This window comes from bacterium (genome assembly GCA_028821235.1).
Classification (GTDB): domain Bacteria; phylum Actinomycetota; class Acidimicrobiia; order Spongiisociales; family Spongiisociaceae; genus Spongiisocius.
This window is the reverse complement of the sequence record JAPPGV010000076.1, coordinates 102,678-118,397: the sequence shown is the minus strand read 5'-3', so window position 1 is coordinate 118,397 and position 15,720 is coordinate 102,678. Positions and strand designations below refer to the sequence as shown.

Sequence of the window (15,720 nt, the reverse complement as noted above, 5' to 3'; positions counted from 1 at the left end):
GGCCGCGATGGGGTCCCCGGCTCATCGACCTCGACCTGATCCTGTACGGCGACCGTACTATCCGTACGCCGTCCGTGGAGGTTCCCCATCCCCGCTACCGGCAGCGCCGCTTCGTCCTGGAACCCCTGGTCGAGGCGTGGCCCGACGCCCGCGACCCGGACGGCACCCCGGTGGCCGATCTGCTCGAGGCCGTGTCCGGCCAGGGGGTGGCCCCGGTAACGGTGCCCGGCTGGCCGCACGCCGGCCACCGCAGCCGAAGCGCCGACGCTCCCAACTGACCCTTCGGTCACATGTCCACCGTGAAGATCGGCATCGCTGATGTTTGCTTTGCCCCTGATGTATGAAGTTTCACGCATCATGAATGAGATTCGAGTATTGTGTGTGAAGTTTCGCGCATCATGCCGAGTCGGGCGGGGAGGTCATGAGTTCGATGCAGGTTGGTTGCACAGACAGAGCCGCTAAGCGAATCCGCCGGGGGGGGGGTCTGGCTCGCCGCCATCTCGGCCCTGGCCCTGCTGCTCACTCCAGGGACCGCAGTAGCGCAGAACGCTCCGTACGTCACCGGAGTCACAGTGAGCGGTGCCGAACTGACAATCACCTTCAGCGAGAATCTATCGGGGAGCGATCCGATAGGCATGAACTGGAATCATGTCCAGTTCAGCGTCACGGTTGACGGCACCCCCCAGACAATCGTTAGCGTCGACCCCCACCACACTTTCGGGCACCTATGGGTCGGGCTGGCGATGGCGCCTCCCGCTGGCGCCGTCGTCAAAGTGTCCTATAACAAGGACGCGCGCGCCGACCATCGCCTGCGTGACGCGGACAACAACGTGTTGGAGAGCTTCACTCAGGTCGTGACGGTCCCATATACCCGCGAGGACGTCTACGCCGCGTTGAAGTCGTATTTTTCCGGCACGGGGACGTTGGCCGGGGTCAATCGCTCCATTCTGGGGTTCCATGGCGACGCCCAGAGCTACCACGAGGCGTTGCTGGAGGTGGTCGATGAGGGTCGGCTGGATGATGTGGTGCCTGAGGGCCGCACGGCGTGGGGGAGGAAGGTGGTGAACCCGGACGGGACGGAGTCGTACCCGACCCAGAACTGGGGCTGGGGGGGCGAAGGGTTCCCCAAGAGGTTCTGTTACCAGTTCCAAGGGGTGGAGAGGTGCATAGAAGATACGAGTGAGACTTGGGGTTGGGGTAAGCAGAATATGTGTGGTGGCGAGCCCCAGCCCGGGTTTCATGAGAACGACTATGGGGACTTCTTTTGGGCGTGCACCCCCGACGGGCAGTGGGTTCCGGTGAGGCGGCACCGGCCCGGTGTCGACTACTCACATGACGATGACCTGGTGCCTTCTGTGAAGCCTCTTCCACAACACGATGCTGGACGTAATGATCCTGATGGGGATGACCCTGATGTGCCGGACAACCAGAAGTGCCTCTTCAGGGACGAGAAAGGCAATCTGGCCCCGTTGTTCAGGGCCGATTTGCATCCGCAGGATCATCCGAACCCGCAGCTACGAGGCAAGCCCGTCAGGGTGAACGGGGTGGTTCAGGGCACCACCATCCACGGGCGGAACTGGGATCCGATCGCCAAGGTGTGCAGAGGTTCCTGAGCGTTCGGGTCTGCGATGGTTGGTGTAGTTGACCGCACCACAGCGGCACCACTGCATCAAGAATGCGAAGAGGGCTGATGTCGGGCAGAAGGCCTGCCGCGGTCGCGGTGCTAGTTGTTGCCGCGGCGGCTGCGGCTGTGTTGTGCCTGTCGGTGCCGGCTGGTGCGGGTGGGCATCGGGCGGTGCGGACGTTTGACGCGGCTGTGGTGGAGCCCGGCGGTGAGGTGGAGGTGCGGATCAGGGCGCGGGACTTCGGACAGTTCGGCAGGGTCAGCGAGGCGCTGCCCGAGGGGTGGACCTACTCGGGTTCGAGCCTGCCTGAGGCCGCGGTCACCGTCGAGGACGGCGGTGTGGTCCGGTTCTTGTTGTTGAACCCGGAGCCGTCCTCGACGTTTGCGTTCACCTACACGTTGACCGCGCCCGACACCGACGGGGTGTTCGCTCTGTCGGGGACTATCGAGGATTCCGCCCGGGCCAGCGTGGCTGTCCTCGGGCACCGCGAGATCGTGGTGGTGGACGCCTCATATACGGAGCCGGTAGCGCACCTTCACACCTCCGGCGTTCTCGACGGCACGCTGTGTGCTGACGGTTTCTGCCCCAGCCGGCCGGTAGACCGCAAGACCATGGCGGTGTGGATCGTGCGCCTCCTCGACGCAAGGGATCCCCGCCCGATCACCGAGTCGAGGTTCGACGATGTGGACCCGGCCGGCTTCCATGGCCGGTTCATCGAGCGGCTGGCTGAGCTGGGTGTGACCGCCGGATGCGGCGACGGCCGCGGGTTCTGCCCCGACCGCGGCGCTTCGCGGGCGCAGGTGGCGGTGTTGTTGTCACGGGCCTACGACCTGCCCGAGGGTCCCGACCCCGGTTTCAGCGACGTGGCCTCCGACGCCTGGTACGCGGCTGATGTGGCCAGGCTCGCGGCGTCGGGCATCACGGCGGGCTGCGGCGACGGGACCGGGTTCTGCCCCGACCGCGACACCACACGCGGCCAGATGGCCATATTCCTGCACCGCGCCGAGACCGCCGACGGTTCTTAAGGCGGTGACGGGGCGGTAGCACTTTCGCCCTATAGACTGCCGGGTTGTGATAGGTCTCCTGAAGGCGATCCGCGGGTTGCTGATCCTGGTCGCCCTGCTGCTGGCGGTGATCCCCCTGGTGATGCTGATCAGCCTGCTGACCGGTGGTACGGGATACGGCCTGTGCGCTGACGGTCTCGCCAGCTGCGATACCGCCTTCCTGACCGGACCGGCAGTGGCGGCCCGCATCTGCCTCGCGCTGCTCATGGTTGCCGCCGCCGTCCGGGTGATCTCCCGGATCGTCAGCCGGGTCGAGAAGGACCGCCGCTGGGCAAGAGCCCGATCCCGCTACTCGGACCTGGCCGACTGGGCCGACCGCCTCCGGTAACCGACCTCCTCAGCCGGTCTGCTCCATGAGCTCGGCGATGGTATGGCTCACGAGATACAGGCCCTTGGCGGTCACGCTCATGCCACCGTCACCTGTGTCGAGCGATCCGCTGATCACCAGCCGGTTGCCCCTACGTTCTTCGACCCGGCCCCGGAGATCGATCACCCCCGCGACGCCGACCGGGCGGCGGTAGCGCAGCTCCAGCCTCCCGGTGACGCATAAGACCTGCTCCTGGAGGATCCCGGCCCAGACCAGGATCTCGTCGAGGGCGGTGGCGGCGATCCCGCCATGGAGGTTCCCGATGGTGCCTTGGAGGTCGTGGCGGGCGGTGAACGTCGCCACCACGTCGTCCCCCCGGATGTCGAAGTCGTCGATGTGGAGTCCGATCGGGTTGGTCCGCCCGCAGGCGAAGCACTCGTCCCCGGTGTGTCGCCTGAGGGCATCGACTATGTCGGCGACCGGCGGGACAGGTTCAGCCAAACCGGATCACGCCGCCGTCGACCGACGCCACGCTGGTCACCGCCCAGACCGGCCAACCCCGTTCCTCGATCAGGCGACGGGCGCCAACCCAGGCCTTCTCGATGGCGAAGACCGCCCCCAGCATCTCGCAGCCGAGTTCCTCGACTATCTCGCCCAGCGCCACCGCGGTCCGTCCCTGGGCGAGGAAGTCGTCCACGACCAGCGCCCTCATTCCGGGCTCCAGCACGTGCCTGCGGATCTCGATCGTGTACTCGAAGCCCTTGGTGGCCGACCGCACCTCCTTGCTCACCGCCTTCCTGGGCCCCGGTAGGACGTACTTCTTGGCATAGACCATGGGGAGACCCAGCTGCGTGGCGGCGGTCAGGGCGGGAGGTATCCCGCTCGCCTCGGCGGTGACGATGACATCCGGCCGGAGCGGGGCGGCGATCTCGGCGATCCGGCGGCCGAACTCGACCATGACGGTGGGGTCGACCCGGTGGTTCAGGAAGGTGTCGGCGCTGATGATCTCACCGCTGACGCTTGACCGCTCGAGTATGTAGCGCTCCAGGTCCATGCGGCCTGCACGATACCCGCACCAGGCCCGCCGACGCCGGGGGCCGGCTCAGTCAGGCGGGAGGGACTTCGGCTCGAACGGGCACAGCCTGGCGAGCTCGCACTCCCAGCACCGGGGCTTGCGAGCGCTGCAGACGTCCCTGCCGAACTGGATGATCCGCATCGAGAGATGCTGCCATTCGTGGCGGGGCACCAGGGCCTTCAGGTCCTGCTCGATCCTGGTGGGGTCGTCCTCGGTCGTGAGCGAGAGCCGGTTGGTGATCCTCCGCACATGGGTGTCCACCGCGATCGCCGGCTGTCCGAACGCCTCCGCCAGCACCACCGAAGCGGTCTTGCGTCCCACCCCCTTCAATGTCACCAACTCGGCCATCTCATCGGGAACCACTCCGTCATACCGCTCCACCAGGTCCTGTGACAGGGCGATGATCGAGCGGGTCTTCTGGCGGTAGAAGCCGGTTGAGAAGATCACCCGCTCGACGTCTTCGGGGTCGGCGGTGGCCAGGTCGTCGGGCGTGGGCCAGCGCGCGAACAGCTCGGGGGTGGCCCGGTTCACGTTCTCGTCCGTGGTCTGGGCGGAGATGACCGTCGAGACCAGCAACTCGAAGGGGTTGGCGTACTCGAGAGCCGTCGCGATCTCGGGGTAGCGGGAGGCCAGCCGGTTGACGATGCGCCGGGCGTAGCCCCGTTCCCTTGCGGTCGGAACGGTCCCGTCCGCCCGAACTTCACCCCTTGCCATGATTCTCAGGTTAGATAAGTGGTCTGTCTGCGGAATGACCTGGCGTGTTCTGGCTGCCATCGGCGTCCCGTCGCTGCGTTCCGCCTCCTCAACGTACCCTTCGGGTACGCCTTCGTCAGCGGGCCTTGCGAGGAACACCGCTGCCGACGCCATAACACACCGCCACTCCACAGACAGACCACTGCCTCGGGTCCGTCCGTCCCAGATTGCGCGTCGACGGTGGTCACAGGCCATAAGCTTCCAGGGCTCATCATGTTCCGCATAACCGACGACGACCGCACCATCGCCCGCCTGGCCGTTCCGGCTCTGGGCGCGCTGGCGGCCGAGCCCCTGGTGGCGCTGGTCGACACCGCCTTCGTGGGCCGCCTCGGCGAGGTTCCCCTGGCCGCCATGGGGGTGGTAACCGGCATCCTCGGCCTGGCGTTCTTCGTCTTCATCGTCCTGGCCTATGCCGGGACCCCGCTCATCGCCCGGGCGATCGGGATCGGCGACCACGAGCGGGCCGCGGAAGTGGCCGTGCAATCCCTGACCGTGGCTGCCGTGCTGGGCGCAGCCGGGCTGGTCCTGGTCGAGGGCGCCGCCCCCCAGCTGGTCGGCCTGATGGGCGCGGGACCGGATGTGGCGCCGCATGCGATCTCCTACCTGCGGATCCGCGGCCTCGGCCTGCCCGCGATCCTGATGATCACCGTCGGGCACTCGGTGTACCGGGGGGTGGGCGACACCCGCACTCCCATGTTCATCAGCGTCGGCCTCAGCCTCGTCAACCTGGTTCTCGATCCCTTGTTCATATTCGGATTCGGCTGGGGACTGCCGGGCGCCGGCGTCGCTTCGGTGATCGCCCAGACCCTGGGTGGTGGAGCCTTCCTCTACTACTTCCTGACCGGGCACACGGGGCTGGTGCTCCGCCGGGCCCGGCCCCGGTGGGATGACCTGCGGGAACTGATCAGCGCCGGGTCGGCTCTGTTCGTGCGGACCTCGGCGCTCGTGGCCACCCTCACGCTCGCCGTGGCGGTGGCCGCCCGCCTGGGTGACACCGAGGTGGCTGCCCACCAGGTGGCGGTGCAGGTATGGATCTTCCTGAACCTGGCCGTCGACGCGGTGGCGATCGCCGCCCAGAACCTGGTGGCGGGCCATCTCGCCACCGACCGGGCGGCTGCGCGCCGGTTCTCCCAACGGATGCTCCTTTGGGGGTTCTGCTGGGGCATGCTTCTCGCCGCGGCCTTCTGGTTGATGCGCCAACACCTGCCCGGGTGGTTCACCACCGACCCGGCGGTGGCCGCGCTCGTGATCACCCTGATACCGATCATCGCCCTGAGCCAGCCCCTGAACGGCCTGATCTTCGTGCTGGACGGGATCATGATCGGCGCCACCGACTTCACTTACATGGCCAAGGCGATGGTCTTCGTCGCGGCGGTGGCATGCTTGCTGCTGCTCATGGCCGGATCGATCAGCGCCGTCTGGTGGGCATTGGTCGCCATGAACGTCCTTCGCCTGGCAACCCTTTACCCGCGCTACCGCTTGGTGGTCGTGTGACCCATCTCGTCGCCCAGCGTTTCCGGAATGAGGAGTTGGGCGAGCATCGCCACGAGGACCCCCACCCCCAACACGGTCACCGTCATCGGCAGGCTCCAGAGCTCGATGGTGGTGGCGGCGATGGTCAGGCCGAGGATCGACCCGAGCACGGCCAGGGTGTGCAGCCATTGGGTGGCGGTGGCCCTGATGGCGGTGGGGAACAGCTCGGTTCGCTGGGCGGCGCTGACGGGCAGGGCGGCCGAGCTTCCGAAGGCCGACAGCGTCGCGGCCACGATGAGAAGGTCTCTGCTCGACGTCCAGTAGAAGCCGATCCCGCCCGCCAGCCCCACGACCAGCGAGAGGAGGATGGCCGGCTTGCGTCCCAGGGTGTCACCCATGCGCCCGCCCAGGAAGAAGCCGGTCCCTCCCAGCGTGCCGCCGATCAGCAGGATGCGGGCCGCATCGGATGAGGTCAGGCCGAGACCGTTGACGAGACGTTCGAGGGCGAACGTCACCGCCACCGCCGAGAAGGCGCTCACCGAGAGGCTGTAGATGCCGGCCAGCCAGAACCGCCCCGCAGAGCGGCCGAAGAGCGGGGCGAACACACCGCCGCCGGTGTCGAACTGGAACACCCTGCTCTCCTCGACCCTCCCTCTCAACCACAGGTAGATGGGAAGGCCGGCGAGCGACGCCGCGAACAGGAGGCGCCAACCGGTCTCGCTGGTCTGGGCGATCGGGAGGGCGAGGAGTCCCGCTCCCGACCCGAGGGCCACGGCGGTCGAATAGAGGCTGATCGCCCAGGCTCGGTTGTTCCAGTTGACCTGCTCGGCCAGCAGGACCGTGGCCAGCATCGCCATCGCGGCCGCACCCATGCGGGCGACCACCTGCAGGGCGGTGTACACCGTGGGGGAGAAGGCCGCTGCCGTGGCTCCGGTGGCCAGCATGAGCATCAGGTATGCCATCAGGAACGGACCTCTACGCCCCCAGCGGTCTCCGAACACCGCGTAGACGACGGCAACCAGAGAGCCGATGCGAGCGATGGCGAACAGGTAGCTCATGTCGGACTTGGACAGTTCGAAGGTGAGCCGGACGAACGGGAGCGTGTTGACGGCCTGGGTCTGCGCGAAGCCTTGGAACAGGCCGGCCAGATACATCAGGCCGAGCAAGCGCCAGTCATCCCGGCGGTATCCGGCAGCCGGCCCGAACATGCGGATCAGGGAGCTCAAGGCATCCATCCCGTGCGCGAGCGTACGATGGACCGCCGGGGGTGATGGTTGGGGCTCGTTGCGGCGAGCGAACCCGGTGTCACAGGGACCATCCCGACCAGGTTACCCGTAACCCTCATGGTCGACGTTGCGATCATCGCCCTCGCGAGCCAACCGCTTTCACGTAGGCGATCGAGCTGACGAGGCGGTCCTCGGGGATGTCGTAGTAGGTACGGAGGACGGACTCGGAGTCGGCGGCCGGCCGGTAGCCGTTCTTCTCCAAGACACCGCGGGCCTTGTAGTTGTCCGCGTAGGTTCCGGCCACGATCATCCTGGTCGGGTCGGGCACCGTCTGCTCGACATGGCGGATCAGGGCGCCGGCGACACCGCTCCGCTGGTGCTCGGGGAGGACGTACAGGTGGCGGAGGAGCACCACGTCCCCGATGGGCTCGCTACCCGTCACCCCGATCAGGCCCTGGTCCGAGATCGCGCCCCACCAGGTCATCCGATCCGCCTCGGCATCCCAGCCGGACTCGTCCATCTCGGGAGTGTGGAGTTGCTCCGGCGGCAGGAACTCCCGGTACCAACCGGCGGCCGTGTTGATCAGCCCGACCGCCGCCCTCCGCTCCCCGGACCCCAACTCGCGGATTGCCGGGCCGGTGTCGGCGGGCGATGGCCGATCGGGTGTGATCAACGGAGCCTCCTCGTCTCTGCGGGGCCGGCTTGGCAATCCGGCCAGGGGTCAACGGTACACGTTGCCGACGTCCGCATCCGCGCCGCCGGTTGGGGGCGAATGGTGGGTGGTCGCCAGGCAGTCCGACCTGCGATCCGGCGGTCGAGTGCCTACTATGAGAACCCGTCAGATATGGTCGAGCGGGAGTTCTGAATGGTCAGGATCGTGCATATCGTGGGGACGGGAACCATTGGGGAGCCCTTGATCGGTCTCATGGCCGATAACCAGGAAGCTTTCGGCATCGACGAGGTCACCTTCCACAAGCGGACGCCCCTGCTCCGTGAGCGGGGGAAGGTCAACGATCTGGTCAGCCGCGGCGCTCATCTGTCGGTCGACCAGGATCGGTGGGCCGGCTTCGAGGAACTGGGTCACGCACCGAAGCTGGAGGCGTGGGAAGCCATCGAGCGGGCCACGGTAGTGGTCGACTGCACGCCGGCGGGCAACGAGAACAAGGACAAGTACTACCGGAGCGCGTCGGGTGTCAGCGGGTTCCTGGCCCAGGGTTCCGAGTTCGGCTTCGGCAAGATGTATGCGCGGGGCATCAACGACCAGGCTCTCGACCGGGAGGAGGACCGCTTCCTCCACATCGTGTCGTGCAACACCCACAACATCGCGGTGCTTCTCAAGACCCTCGGCTTCGACGCCGACGGGACCAACCACATTGTCGAGGGGTCCTTCCTCTGTATCCGCCGGGCCAATGACATCAGCCAGGCCGGCGGGTTCATCCCGTCTCCGGAGGTTGGGACCCATTCCAAGGGGAGATTCGGTACCCACCACGCCCGGGATGCCCACCACCTCTTCCGGACGGTCGGAGAGGACCTCGACCTGTTCTCGTCGGCGATCAAGGTCAACAGCCAGTACATGCACGCCTTGCACTTCGAGATAGTGCTGGATCGGGAGATCACCGTTGAGGAGGCCCAGGAGCGCCTCATGGACAACCCGCGGGTGGCGGTCACCTACAAGCGCTCGGCCGGCGAGATCTTCTCCTTCGGGCGAGACCACGGCTATTACGGGCGCATTCTCAGCCAGACGGTGGTTCCGGTCGAGACGCTGGCGGTGCGGGGAGGTAACCGCATCGTCGGGTTCTGCTTCACACCCCAGGACGGCAACCCGATGCTCTCCACCGTGGCCGCGACCCTCTGGTACCTGCATCCGGGCGGCTTCGGTGACCGCCTCGAGGTGCTGGCTCGTTACGTCTTCCAAGAGGTCTGACCTGTTCCCTGCGCCCGGTTCCCAACCCGCCGCCCACCGGCAAGGATGAGGCGACCGCCGGTTCTGATGGCCGGCCTCGTGCTGGCACTTGCCACCATCGCCCTGCAACCGGTGGGCGCGGACGTGGCAGCGGTGCTACCCACCGACACCGAAGAGGGCCGCCCGTTCGCGGATGTCCCGGCCGACGGTATCGACGCTGCGATGATCGACGCCCTCGACGCGCTCGGGATACTGGAGGGGACCGAGTGCGGAACCGGACGCTTCTGTCCCGACGAGTCGATCGGGCGATGGGTCATGGCGGTCTGGCTGGTCAGGGCGGTGGACCACCTGGACGAGCCCGGTCCCGGCCCCGGCCGCTTCACCGACGTCGACGAGGAGGCCTGGTGGTCGGGCTACCCGGAGCGGCTCGCCGAGTTGGGGATCAGCCAGGGATGCGGCTTGATCCCGCCGCGCTTCTGCCCCTCCAGCCCGGTCACGAGGGGGGAGATGGCCACCTTCCTCACCAGAGCGTTCGGTCTGGAGCCCGCCGAGCGGATGGGTTTCACCGACCTGGCCGGGACGGTGCACTCCCCGAACATCCATTCGGCGGTGGCGGCCGGGCTGGTGACCGCCTGTTCCGACGACGGGCTCAGCTTCTGTCACAACGAGCCGGTCACCCGGGTCGAGATGGTCAACTTCCTGGCCAGGGCGCTCGACCTGGCGCCTCCCGCGGTCTACGAGCAGGTGGCGGAGGAGCACGGGATCCGTCACCTGATCTCCGGTTACACCATCCATCACGACTGCTGCGAGCCGCGGGTTGCCAACCTCGAGCTCTTCTCCGACTCCGTGACGGGTGCGGTGGTGCAACCGGGCGAACGGCTGAGCCTCAACAGGCTGGTAGGGCGGCGGACCGTCGACAAGGGATACCTGCCGGCGGACACCTGGGTGGTGGATCGGGTATCGGACACGGTCGGTGGGGGGATCAGCCAGTACGCGGCCACCATGTACAACGCCATCTTCTGGGGAGGGTTCATCGGCAGCTACGCCCGGCCTCACAGCGTGTACATCCCTCGTTACCCACCCGGTGTCGAGGGGACCCTCGACTACCCCTCCATCGACCTGTCTTTCCGGAACGACACCCAGAGCCCGGTTCTGGTGGTGAGCGACTACACGGACACCTCCCTGACGGTGAAACTGTACGGGGACAACGATGGGAGAGCCGTGATCGGGGAGTGGAAGGACGGTTGGCACACCCTGGACGTGCTGACGCAGGGCGGGCCGGACGCCCGGGTGGTCACCGGCCAGGTCTCCCGTCCCTACCGCTACGTCGACCCGCCCTCCACCCGGTACATCTCCAACCCGGATCTGGGGATCGGTGAGTCGATCGTGATCGAACCGGCTCGGAAGGGCTGGACGGTGCGTGTCGACCGGACCGTGACCGTCAACGGCCGGGACAGGGATCAGTCGTGGTGGGTCAGTTACAGACCGGTCCGCGCCATCATCGAGGCCCACCCGTGCGTGATCAGCGACACGTGTCCCCCCGTGGAGCAACCGGTCGAGGAGGAGGAGGAGAACGGAGAGGTGGGACCGCAGCCGTTCTGAGCGACAGCGGGGCAATCCAGCCACCCTCCTAGACTTCCCGCCCGTGAGGTCGCGCACCAGCCCCAGCATCCATATAACCACCCTCGGTTGCTCCAAGAACCAGGTCGACTCCGACAAGGTGTCCGCCATGCTCCACCAGGCGGGCTACCGCTCGGCCGGGTCTCCCGAGGAGGCGGACGTGGTGATGGTCAACACCTGCGCCTTCATCGAGGCCGCCCGGGCCGAGTCGGTCGACACCATCCTCGATCTGGAGGACGCCAGGGCGGACGACGCCCGGCTGGTGGTGATGGGCTGCATGGCGCAACGCTTCGGAACCGAGCTGGAGGAGGCGCTGACCGGGGTCGATGCGGTGGTCGGCCTCGACCGCTACGGCGAGTTGGTGGGCATGCTCGACTCGATGACCGATTGGTCGCCGGTACGGATCGGTCCACGGCGCTCACCGATGGACATCCTGGACCTGGCGCACCGGCCCACCCCGGTCTTCCCCTACGCCTACGTGAAGGTTGCCGAGGGATGCGACAAGACCTGCGCCTTCTGCGCCATACCGCTCATACGGGGCCCCCAACGCTCGCGGCGTCCCACCTCCATCAGGGACGAGATCGACGGGCTGTGCCGGGCGGGTGTGTCGGAGATCGTCCTGGTCGCCCAGGACCTGGCCGCCTACGGGCGTGACATCGGGGTGGCGACCCGGGATACCATCGTCGACCTGATCCGGTTCGTCTCGGATGTCGAGGAGCTGGTCCGGATACGGCTGCTCTACCTGTACCCCACCGAGATCCGGCCTCCCCTGATCGAGGAGATGGTCACCAACCCCAGGCTGGCGCCCTACTTCGACCTCAGCCTCCAGCACGCGTCGCGCCGCCTCCTCCGGTCGATGCGCCGTCCCGGGAGCACCGGCAGCCACCTTCGTCTCATCACCCGGATCCGGGATGCGGATCCGGATGCTGCGTTGAGGTCCTCGTTCGTCGTCGGCTACCCGGGCGAGACCGAAGAGGATGTGGACGAGCTGATCGACTTCCTGGGCGAGGCCGATCTCGACTGGGCCGGCTTCTTCCCGTACTCGCCCGAGGCGGGCACGGCGGCCGTCGACCTGCCGGGACGGATCGATCCGGACGAGGTCAACGACCGGGTGCGGGAGCTGAGCCGAGTCCAGGAGATGATCACGGCCCGGCGCAACGCCGAGCAGGTGGGGAGGCGGCACAGGGTGCTGGTGGATCAGGTGGAGGACGGGGTACCGGTGGGGCGTTCCTACCGGGAGGCGCCGGACATCGACGGGATGATCTGCCTGGATGCCGGAACGCCCGGCGAGTGGCTCGAGGTCGAGATAACGGGCAGTTACGAGACCGACCTCACCGGCGAGGTCCGCTCCCGGGCGGTAGAGGATCCGGTCGGGTCGAGGGGAGCGGAGTGATCGTCGAAGTGCTGGCGGTGGGGACCGAGCTCCTGCTGGGCCAGACAGTCAACACCAACGCCGCCTACATGGGGGAGCGTTTCGCGGAGTTGGGTCTGGACGCCCACTACCAGGTGGTGGTGGGGGACAACCACGACCGCATGGTGGACGCTATCCGGACCGCCTGCTCACGGGCGGACGCGCTGATCATCACCGGTGGCCTCGGGCCCACCCAGGACGACATCACCCGGGACGCCATCTCCGAGGCGACCGGGCGCCGGATGCTGTTCAGTGAGGAGCAGGCCGTCCGCCTGAGGTCCTTCTGGGACCACCTGGGCCGGCCGTTTCCGGAGAGCAACCTCCGCCAGGCCGAGTATCCGGAGGGCGCCGAACAGCTCCCCAATCCCCGTGGAACCGCTCCCGGCCTGTTCATGGAGCACGACGGGGTCTTGTTGTTCGCCCTTCCCGGGGTTCCGGCCGAGCTGTACATGATGCTCGACGACCATGTCATGCCCCGGCTTCGCAAGGCCACCGGCGCCGGGGAGATCCTGGTGAGCCGCGTACTGCGCACCTGGGGTCTCGGAGAGTCGGCGGTGGCGGTGCTGCTGGATGATCTGTACCACGCCTCGTCCAACCCGTCGGTGGCCTTCCTCGCCTCGGCCGGTGAGGTGAAGGTACGCATATCGGCCAAGGCGGGTTCCGAGGAGGACGCCGGGGCGCTCATCGGACCGGTGGAGGAGGAGGTGCGCCGGCGGCTGGGGGAGTCGGTCTTCGCCACCGACGAGGAGACTCTCGAGGAGATCCTCCTGGACGGGTTGCGGGCGAGAGGATGGACGATCGGCACGGCGGAGTCGGTCACCTCCGGGATGGTGGCAGCCCGGCTGAGCCTCCTTCCGGGGGCATCGGAGGTGTTCCGCGGAAGCGTCATCGCCTATGCCACCGACGTGAAGCGGGACATCCTCGGGGTGCCTTCGGAGATCATCGAGGCCCATGGGGTGATCGGCCCCGGGACCGCGGTGGCGATGGCGGAGGGGGCGGCCGGAGTGCTGGGCGTCGATGTGGCGGTGGCCACGACCGGTGTGGCCGGTCCGGACTACCTGGGCCATCCACCGGGGACGGTTGCCGTGGCGGTGCGCACTCCTCTCGATACCCGATCGAAGCTCCTGCGGATGCCCGGAGACCGGGAGAGGGTCCGGGCCTATGCGACCACGACGGTTCTCCAACTCGCCCGCCTCGCCATCCTGGGCGAGTGGTGGGAGGAGTGAACGCCGCCTTCCGGATCCGCTACTTCGTGGCCCTGTCCCTCCTTCCGGAGGTCCGTCTCGCCGTGAGGGAATGGCGTGACACCCTGGACCTGCCGGGCCGGCCGGTGCCGCCGGAGAAGTTCCACGTGACCCTGCGGTTCGTGGGACCGGCCGACCAGGTGGGGCAGGAGCGGATCATGGCGGCGCTCGACGCCTCCGATCTGGGCCCGTCCTTCCGCTACCGGATCGGCGGGCTCGGGGCCTTTCCGAGGCCGCCCAAGGCGACCGTGGCGTGGGCCGGGTTGGAGGGCGACGAGGGCAGGCTGTCGGTGCTGGCCTCGGTGGTCGATGAGGCGGTGGCGTCGGCCGGGTTCGGCCACGAGGAACGCCCCTTTCGAGCCCATCTCACCCTGGCCAGGATCCGGCCGCCCGCAGACCTCCGTGCGGTTGTCGCCGCTCCTGCCGGGATTCCCGCCCGCGCCACCGAGGTGGTGTTCTACCGGAGCAGCACCGAGGGTCCCCGCACCACCTACCACCCGCTGGAGAGGTTCTCGCTGGCCTGAGCCGGGGTGGTCGGCCGGAAATGCCGGCCTTCCGTTGATTCACCGTGTAGTATACGAACATGTGTTCGTGTCATCCCGGAAGTGCGGTGGCCTGTCTGTGGAATGGCGCTTGGTTGTTTCACAGGCAGACCACTAACCTTGGCTGTGGATAACACGACTGTAGTTCGGCAGGTGTAATTGGTGTATATCGAGTCGGATTCCGGGTCCTGCCCGGCCGAAGCGGGAGGACCGGCGGGTTCTGTCACAGCCTCTCCTTACCTTTGGTCGTGGTACAGGCCCGGCACGAATCCGTCGGCTCGATGACACGAAGGAGTAACCGATGAAGAACAAGGAACGGACGCAGGCTCTGGACTCGGCCATGTCGCAGATCGAGCGGCAGTTCGGCAAGGGATCCATCATGAAGCTCGGTTCGACCGCCCACCAGAAGATCGCCCATATCTCCACCGGGGCGCTGTCCCTCGACCTGGCTCTGGGGATCGGGGGGGTGCCCAGGGGGCGCATAGTCGAGGTGTACGGTCCCGAGTCGAGCGGGAAGACCACCCTCGCCCTGCACATCGTGGCCGAGGCCCAGCGCAACGGAGGGCTGGCAGCCTTCGTGGACGCCGAGCATGCCCTTGACCCCGTCTATGCGAAGGCGGTCGGCGTTGACATCGACGAGCTCCTGATATCCCAGCCCGACACGGGCGAGCAGGCCCTGGAAATCGCCGATACGCTGATCCGCTCCGGCGCTCTCGACGTGTTGGTGATCGACTCGGTGGCCGCACTGGTGCCCAGGGCCGAGATCGAGGGGGAGATGGGCGACACCCATGTGGGTCTCCAGGCCCGGCTGATGTCCCAGGCTCTGCGCAAGCTGACCGCCAACGTCAACCGATCGATGACCACCGCCGTCTTCATCAACCAGCTCCGCGAGAAGATCGGAGTGATGTTCGGCTCCCCGGAGGTCACACCCGGTGGTCGGGCCCTGAAGTTCTATTCGAGCGTGCGCCTGGACATCCGTCGCATCGAAGCGATCAAGGACGGTAGGGAACAGATCGGCAACCGGACGCGGGTGAAGGTGGTCAAGAACAAGCTGGCGCCTCCTTTCCGCATGGCCGAGTTCGACATCATGTTCGGGCAGGGCATCTCCCGCGAGGGCAGCCTCCTGGACGTGGCAGTGGACATCGGGATCGTCAGGAAGAGCGGCGCCTGGTACACGTTCGAAGGCGACCAGTTGGGACAAGGCCGCGAGAAGGCGAAGAGGTTCTTGCGTGAGAATCCCGACCTGGCGATGGTGCTCGAGGCGAAGGTCCTGGCGGCGGTCGGGATCACGGATCCCGAGGAAGCCGGGACGGAAGCTGTCGAAGTCGGGTCCGATTAGCGGTCCGCGCCGCCATTCCACAGACAGACCACCGGCACCGGTAGGGCAGACCAGGCTCTCGGAAGTCGTTAGCCTTCCTGATCAGCACGGGCTCACCTCGGAACCCATGGTGAGCCCGTGCCGCGTAACTCCGAGTGC

The 15,720-nt window shown here is 67.2% G+C and carries 16 protein-coding genes; 11 read left to right on the top strand and 5 right to left on the bottom strand.

Features of this window, described 5'->3' with window-relative positions:
• The 4 genes from OXK16_08440 to OXK16_08425 all read left to right on the top strand — a co-directional run.
• Positions 1-278, top strand: a 278-nt coding sequence (locus OXK16_08440; protein ID MDE0375974.1) for a 2-amino-4-hydroxy-6-hydroxymethyldihydropteridine diphosphokinase, incomplete at its 5' end; no start/stop codon positions are given.
• Between the two features lie 159 nt (positions 279-437).
• Entirely contained in the window at positions 438-1,613 is a 1,176-nt protein-coding gene (locus OXK16_08435) for a SwmB domain-containing protein (protein MDE0375973.1), read from the top strand.
• Positions 1,614-1,795: 182 nt separating this feature from the next.
• Complete coding sequence (locus tag OXK16_08430; protein MDE0375972.1) at positions 1,796-2,650, top strand: S-layer homology domain-containing protein; 855 nt, start codon at positions 1,796-1,798, stop codon at positions 2,648-2,650.
• Positions 2,651-2,696: 46 nt separating this feature from the next.
• On the top strand, positions 2,697-3,017 hold the full coding sequence (locus tag OXK16_08425; GenBank protein ID MDE0375971.1) for a hypothetical protein: 321 nt from the start codon (positions 2,697-2,699) through the stop codon (positions 3,015-3,017).
• A gap of 9 nt (positions 3,018-3,026) precedes the next feature.
• Here the strand turns inward: OXK16_08425 and OXK16_08420 are convergent, their stop codons facing one another.
• From OXK16_08420 to nth, 3 genes are read right to left on the bottom strand one after another with little or no spacing between them, the layout of a single operon-like run.
• On the bottom strand, positions 3,027-3,497 hold the full coding sequence (locus OXK16_08420) for a PaaI family thioesterase (GenBank protein ID MDE0375970.1): 471 nt from the start codon (positions 3,495-3,497) through the stop codon (positions 3,027-3,029).
• A complete protein-coding gene (locus tag OXK16_08415) occupies positions 3,490-4,050 on the bottom strand; it encodes a phosphoribosyltransferase family protein (protein MDE0375969.1) in 561 nt (186 codons plus the stop codon). Before OXK16_08415 ends, OXK16_08420 begins: the two co-directional genes overlap by 8 nt.
• A 48-nt stretch (positions 4,051-4,098) precedes the next feature.
• Positions 4,099-4,785: an endonuclease III gene (nth, locus tag OXK16_08410; protein ID MDE0375968.1), complete on the bottom strand. Its 687-nt coding sequence runs from the start codon at positions 4,783-4,785 to the stop codon at positions 4,099-4,101.
• 252 nt (positions 4,786-5,037) lie between these two features.
• On the opposite strand from nth, the gene OXK16_08405 reads away from it, so the two are divergent.
• Positions 5,038-6,318: an MATE family efflux transporter gene (locus OXK16_08405; protein ID MDE0375967.1), complete on the top strand. Its 1,281-nt coding sequence runs from the start codon at positions 5,038-5,040 to the stop codon at positions 6,316-6,318.
• On the opposite strand, the gene OXK16_08400 is transcribed toward OXK16_08405, so the two are convergent.
• Together OXK16_08400 and OXK16_08395 are read right to left on the bottom strand one after the other, a co-directional pair.
• Positions 6,297-7,523 carry an MFS transporter gene (locus OXK16_08400; protein MDE0375966.1) on the bottom strand — a complete coding sequence of 409 codons (1,227 nt, stop codon included), beginning with the start codon at positions 7,521-7,523 and terminating at the stop codon, positions 6,297-6,299. The two genes, OXK16_08405 and OXK16_08400, sit on opposite strands and share 22 nt — an antisense overlap.
• Before the next feature lie 133 nt (positions 7,524-7,656).
• Positions 7,657-8,196 carry a GNAT family N-acetyltransferase gene (locus tag OXK16_08395; GenBank protein MDE0375965.1) on the bottom strand — a complete coding sequence of 180 codons (540 nt, stop codon included), beginning with the start codon at positions 8,194-8,196 and terminating at the stop codon, positions 7,657-7,659.
• Between the two features lie 192 nt (positions 8,197-8,388).
• On the opposite strand from OXK16_08395, the gene OXK16_08390 reads away from it, so the two are divergent.
• From OXK16_08390 to recA, 6 genes are all read left to right on the top strand, one after another.
• Entirely contained in the window at positions 8,389-9,447 is a 1,059-nt protein-coding gene (locus tag OXK16_08390; protein MDE0375964.1) for a hypothetical protein, read from the top strand.
• 45 nt (positions 9,448-9,492) lie between these two features.
• Positions 9,493-11,028, top strand: a complete 1,536-nt coding sequence (locus OXK16_08385) for a VanW family protein (GenBank protein ID MDE0375963.1) — start codon at positions 9,493-9,495, stop codon at positions 11,026-11,028.
• Between the two features lie 43 nt (positions 11,029-11,071).
• Positions 11,072-12,439, top strand: a complete 1,368-nt coding sequence (rimO, locus tag OXK16_08380) for a 30S ribosomal protein S12 methylthiotransferase RimO (protein ID MDE0375962.1) — start codon at positions 11,072-11,074, stop codon at positions 12,437-12,439.
• Positions 12,436-13,683: a competence/damage-inducible protein A gene (locus OXK16_08375; protein ID MDE0375961.1), complete on the top strand. Its 1,248-nt coding sequence runs from the start codon at positions 12,436-12,438 to the stop codon at positions 13,681-13,683. Before rimO ends, OXK16_08375 begins: the two co-directional genes overlap by 4 nt.
• Positions 13,680-14,225: an RNA 2',3'-cyclic phosphodiesterase gene (gene thpR, locus OXK16_08370; protein MDE0375960.1), complete on the top strand. Its 546-nt coding sequence runs from the start codon at positions 13,680-13,682 to the stop codon at positions 14,223-14,225. Before OXK16_08375 ends, thpR begins: the two co-directional genes overlap by 4 nt.
• 319 nt (positions 14,226-14,544) lie before the next feature.
• On the top strand, positions 14,545-15,582 hold the full coding sequence (recA, locus tag OXK16_08365) for a recombinase RecA (GenBank protein MDE0375959.1): 1,038 nt from the start codon (positions 14,545-14,547) through the stop codon (positions 15,580-15,582).
• The last annotated feature ends 138 nt before the right edge of the window (positions 15,583-15,720 follow it).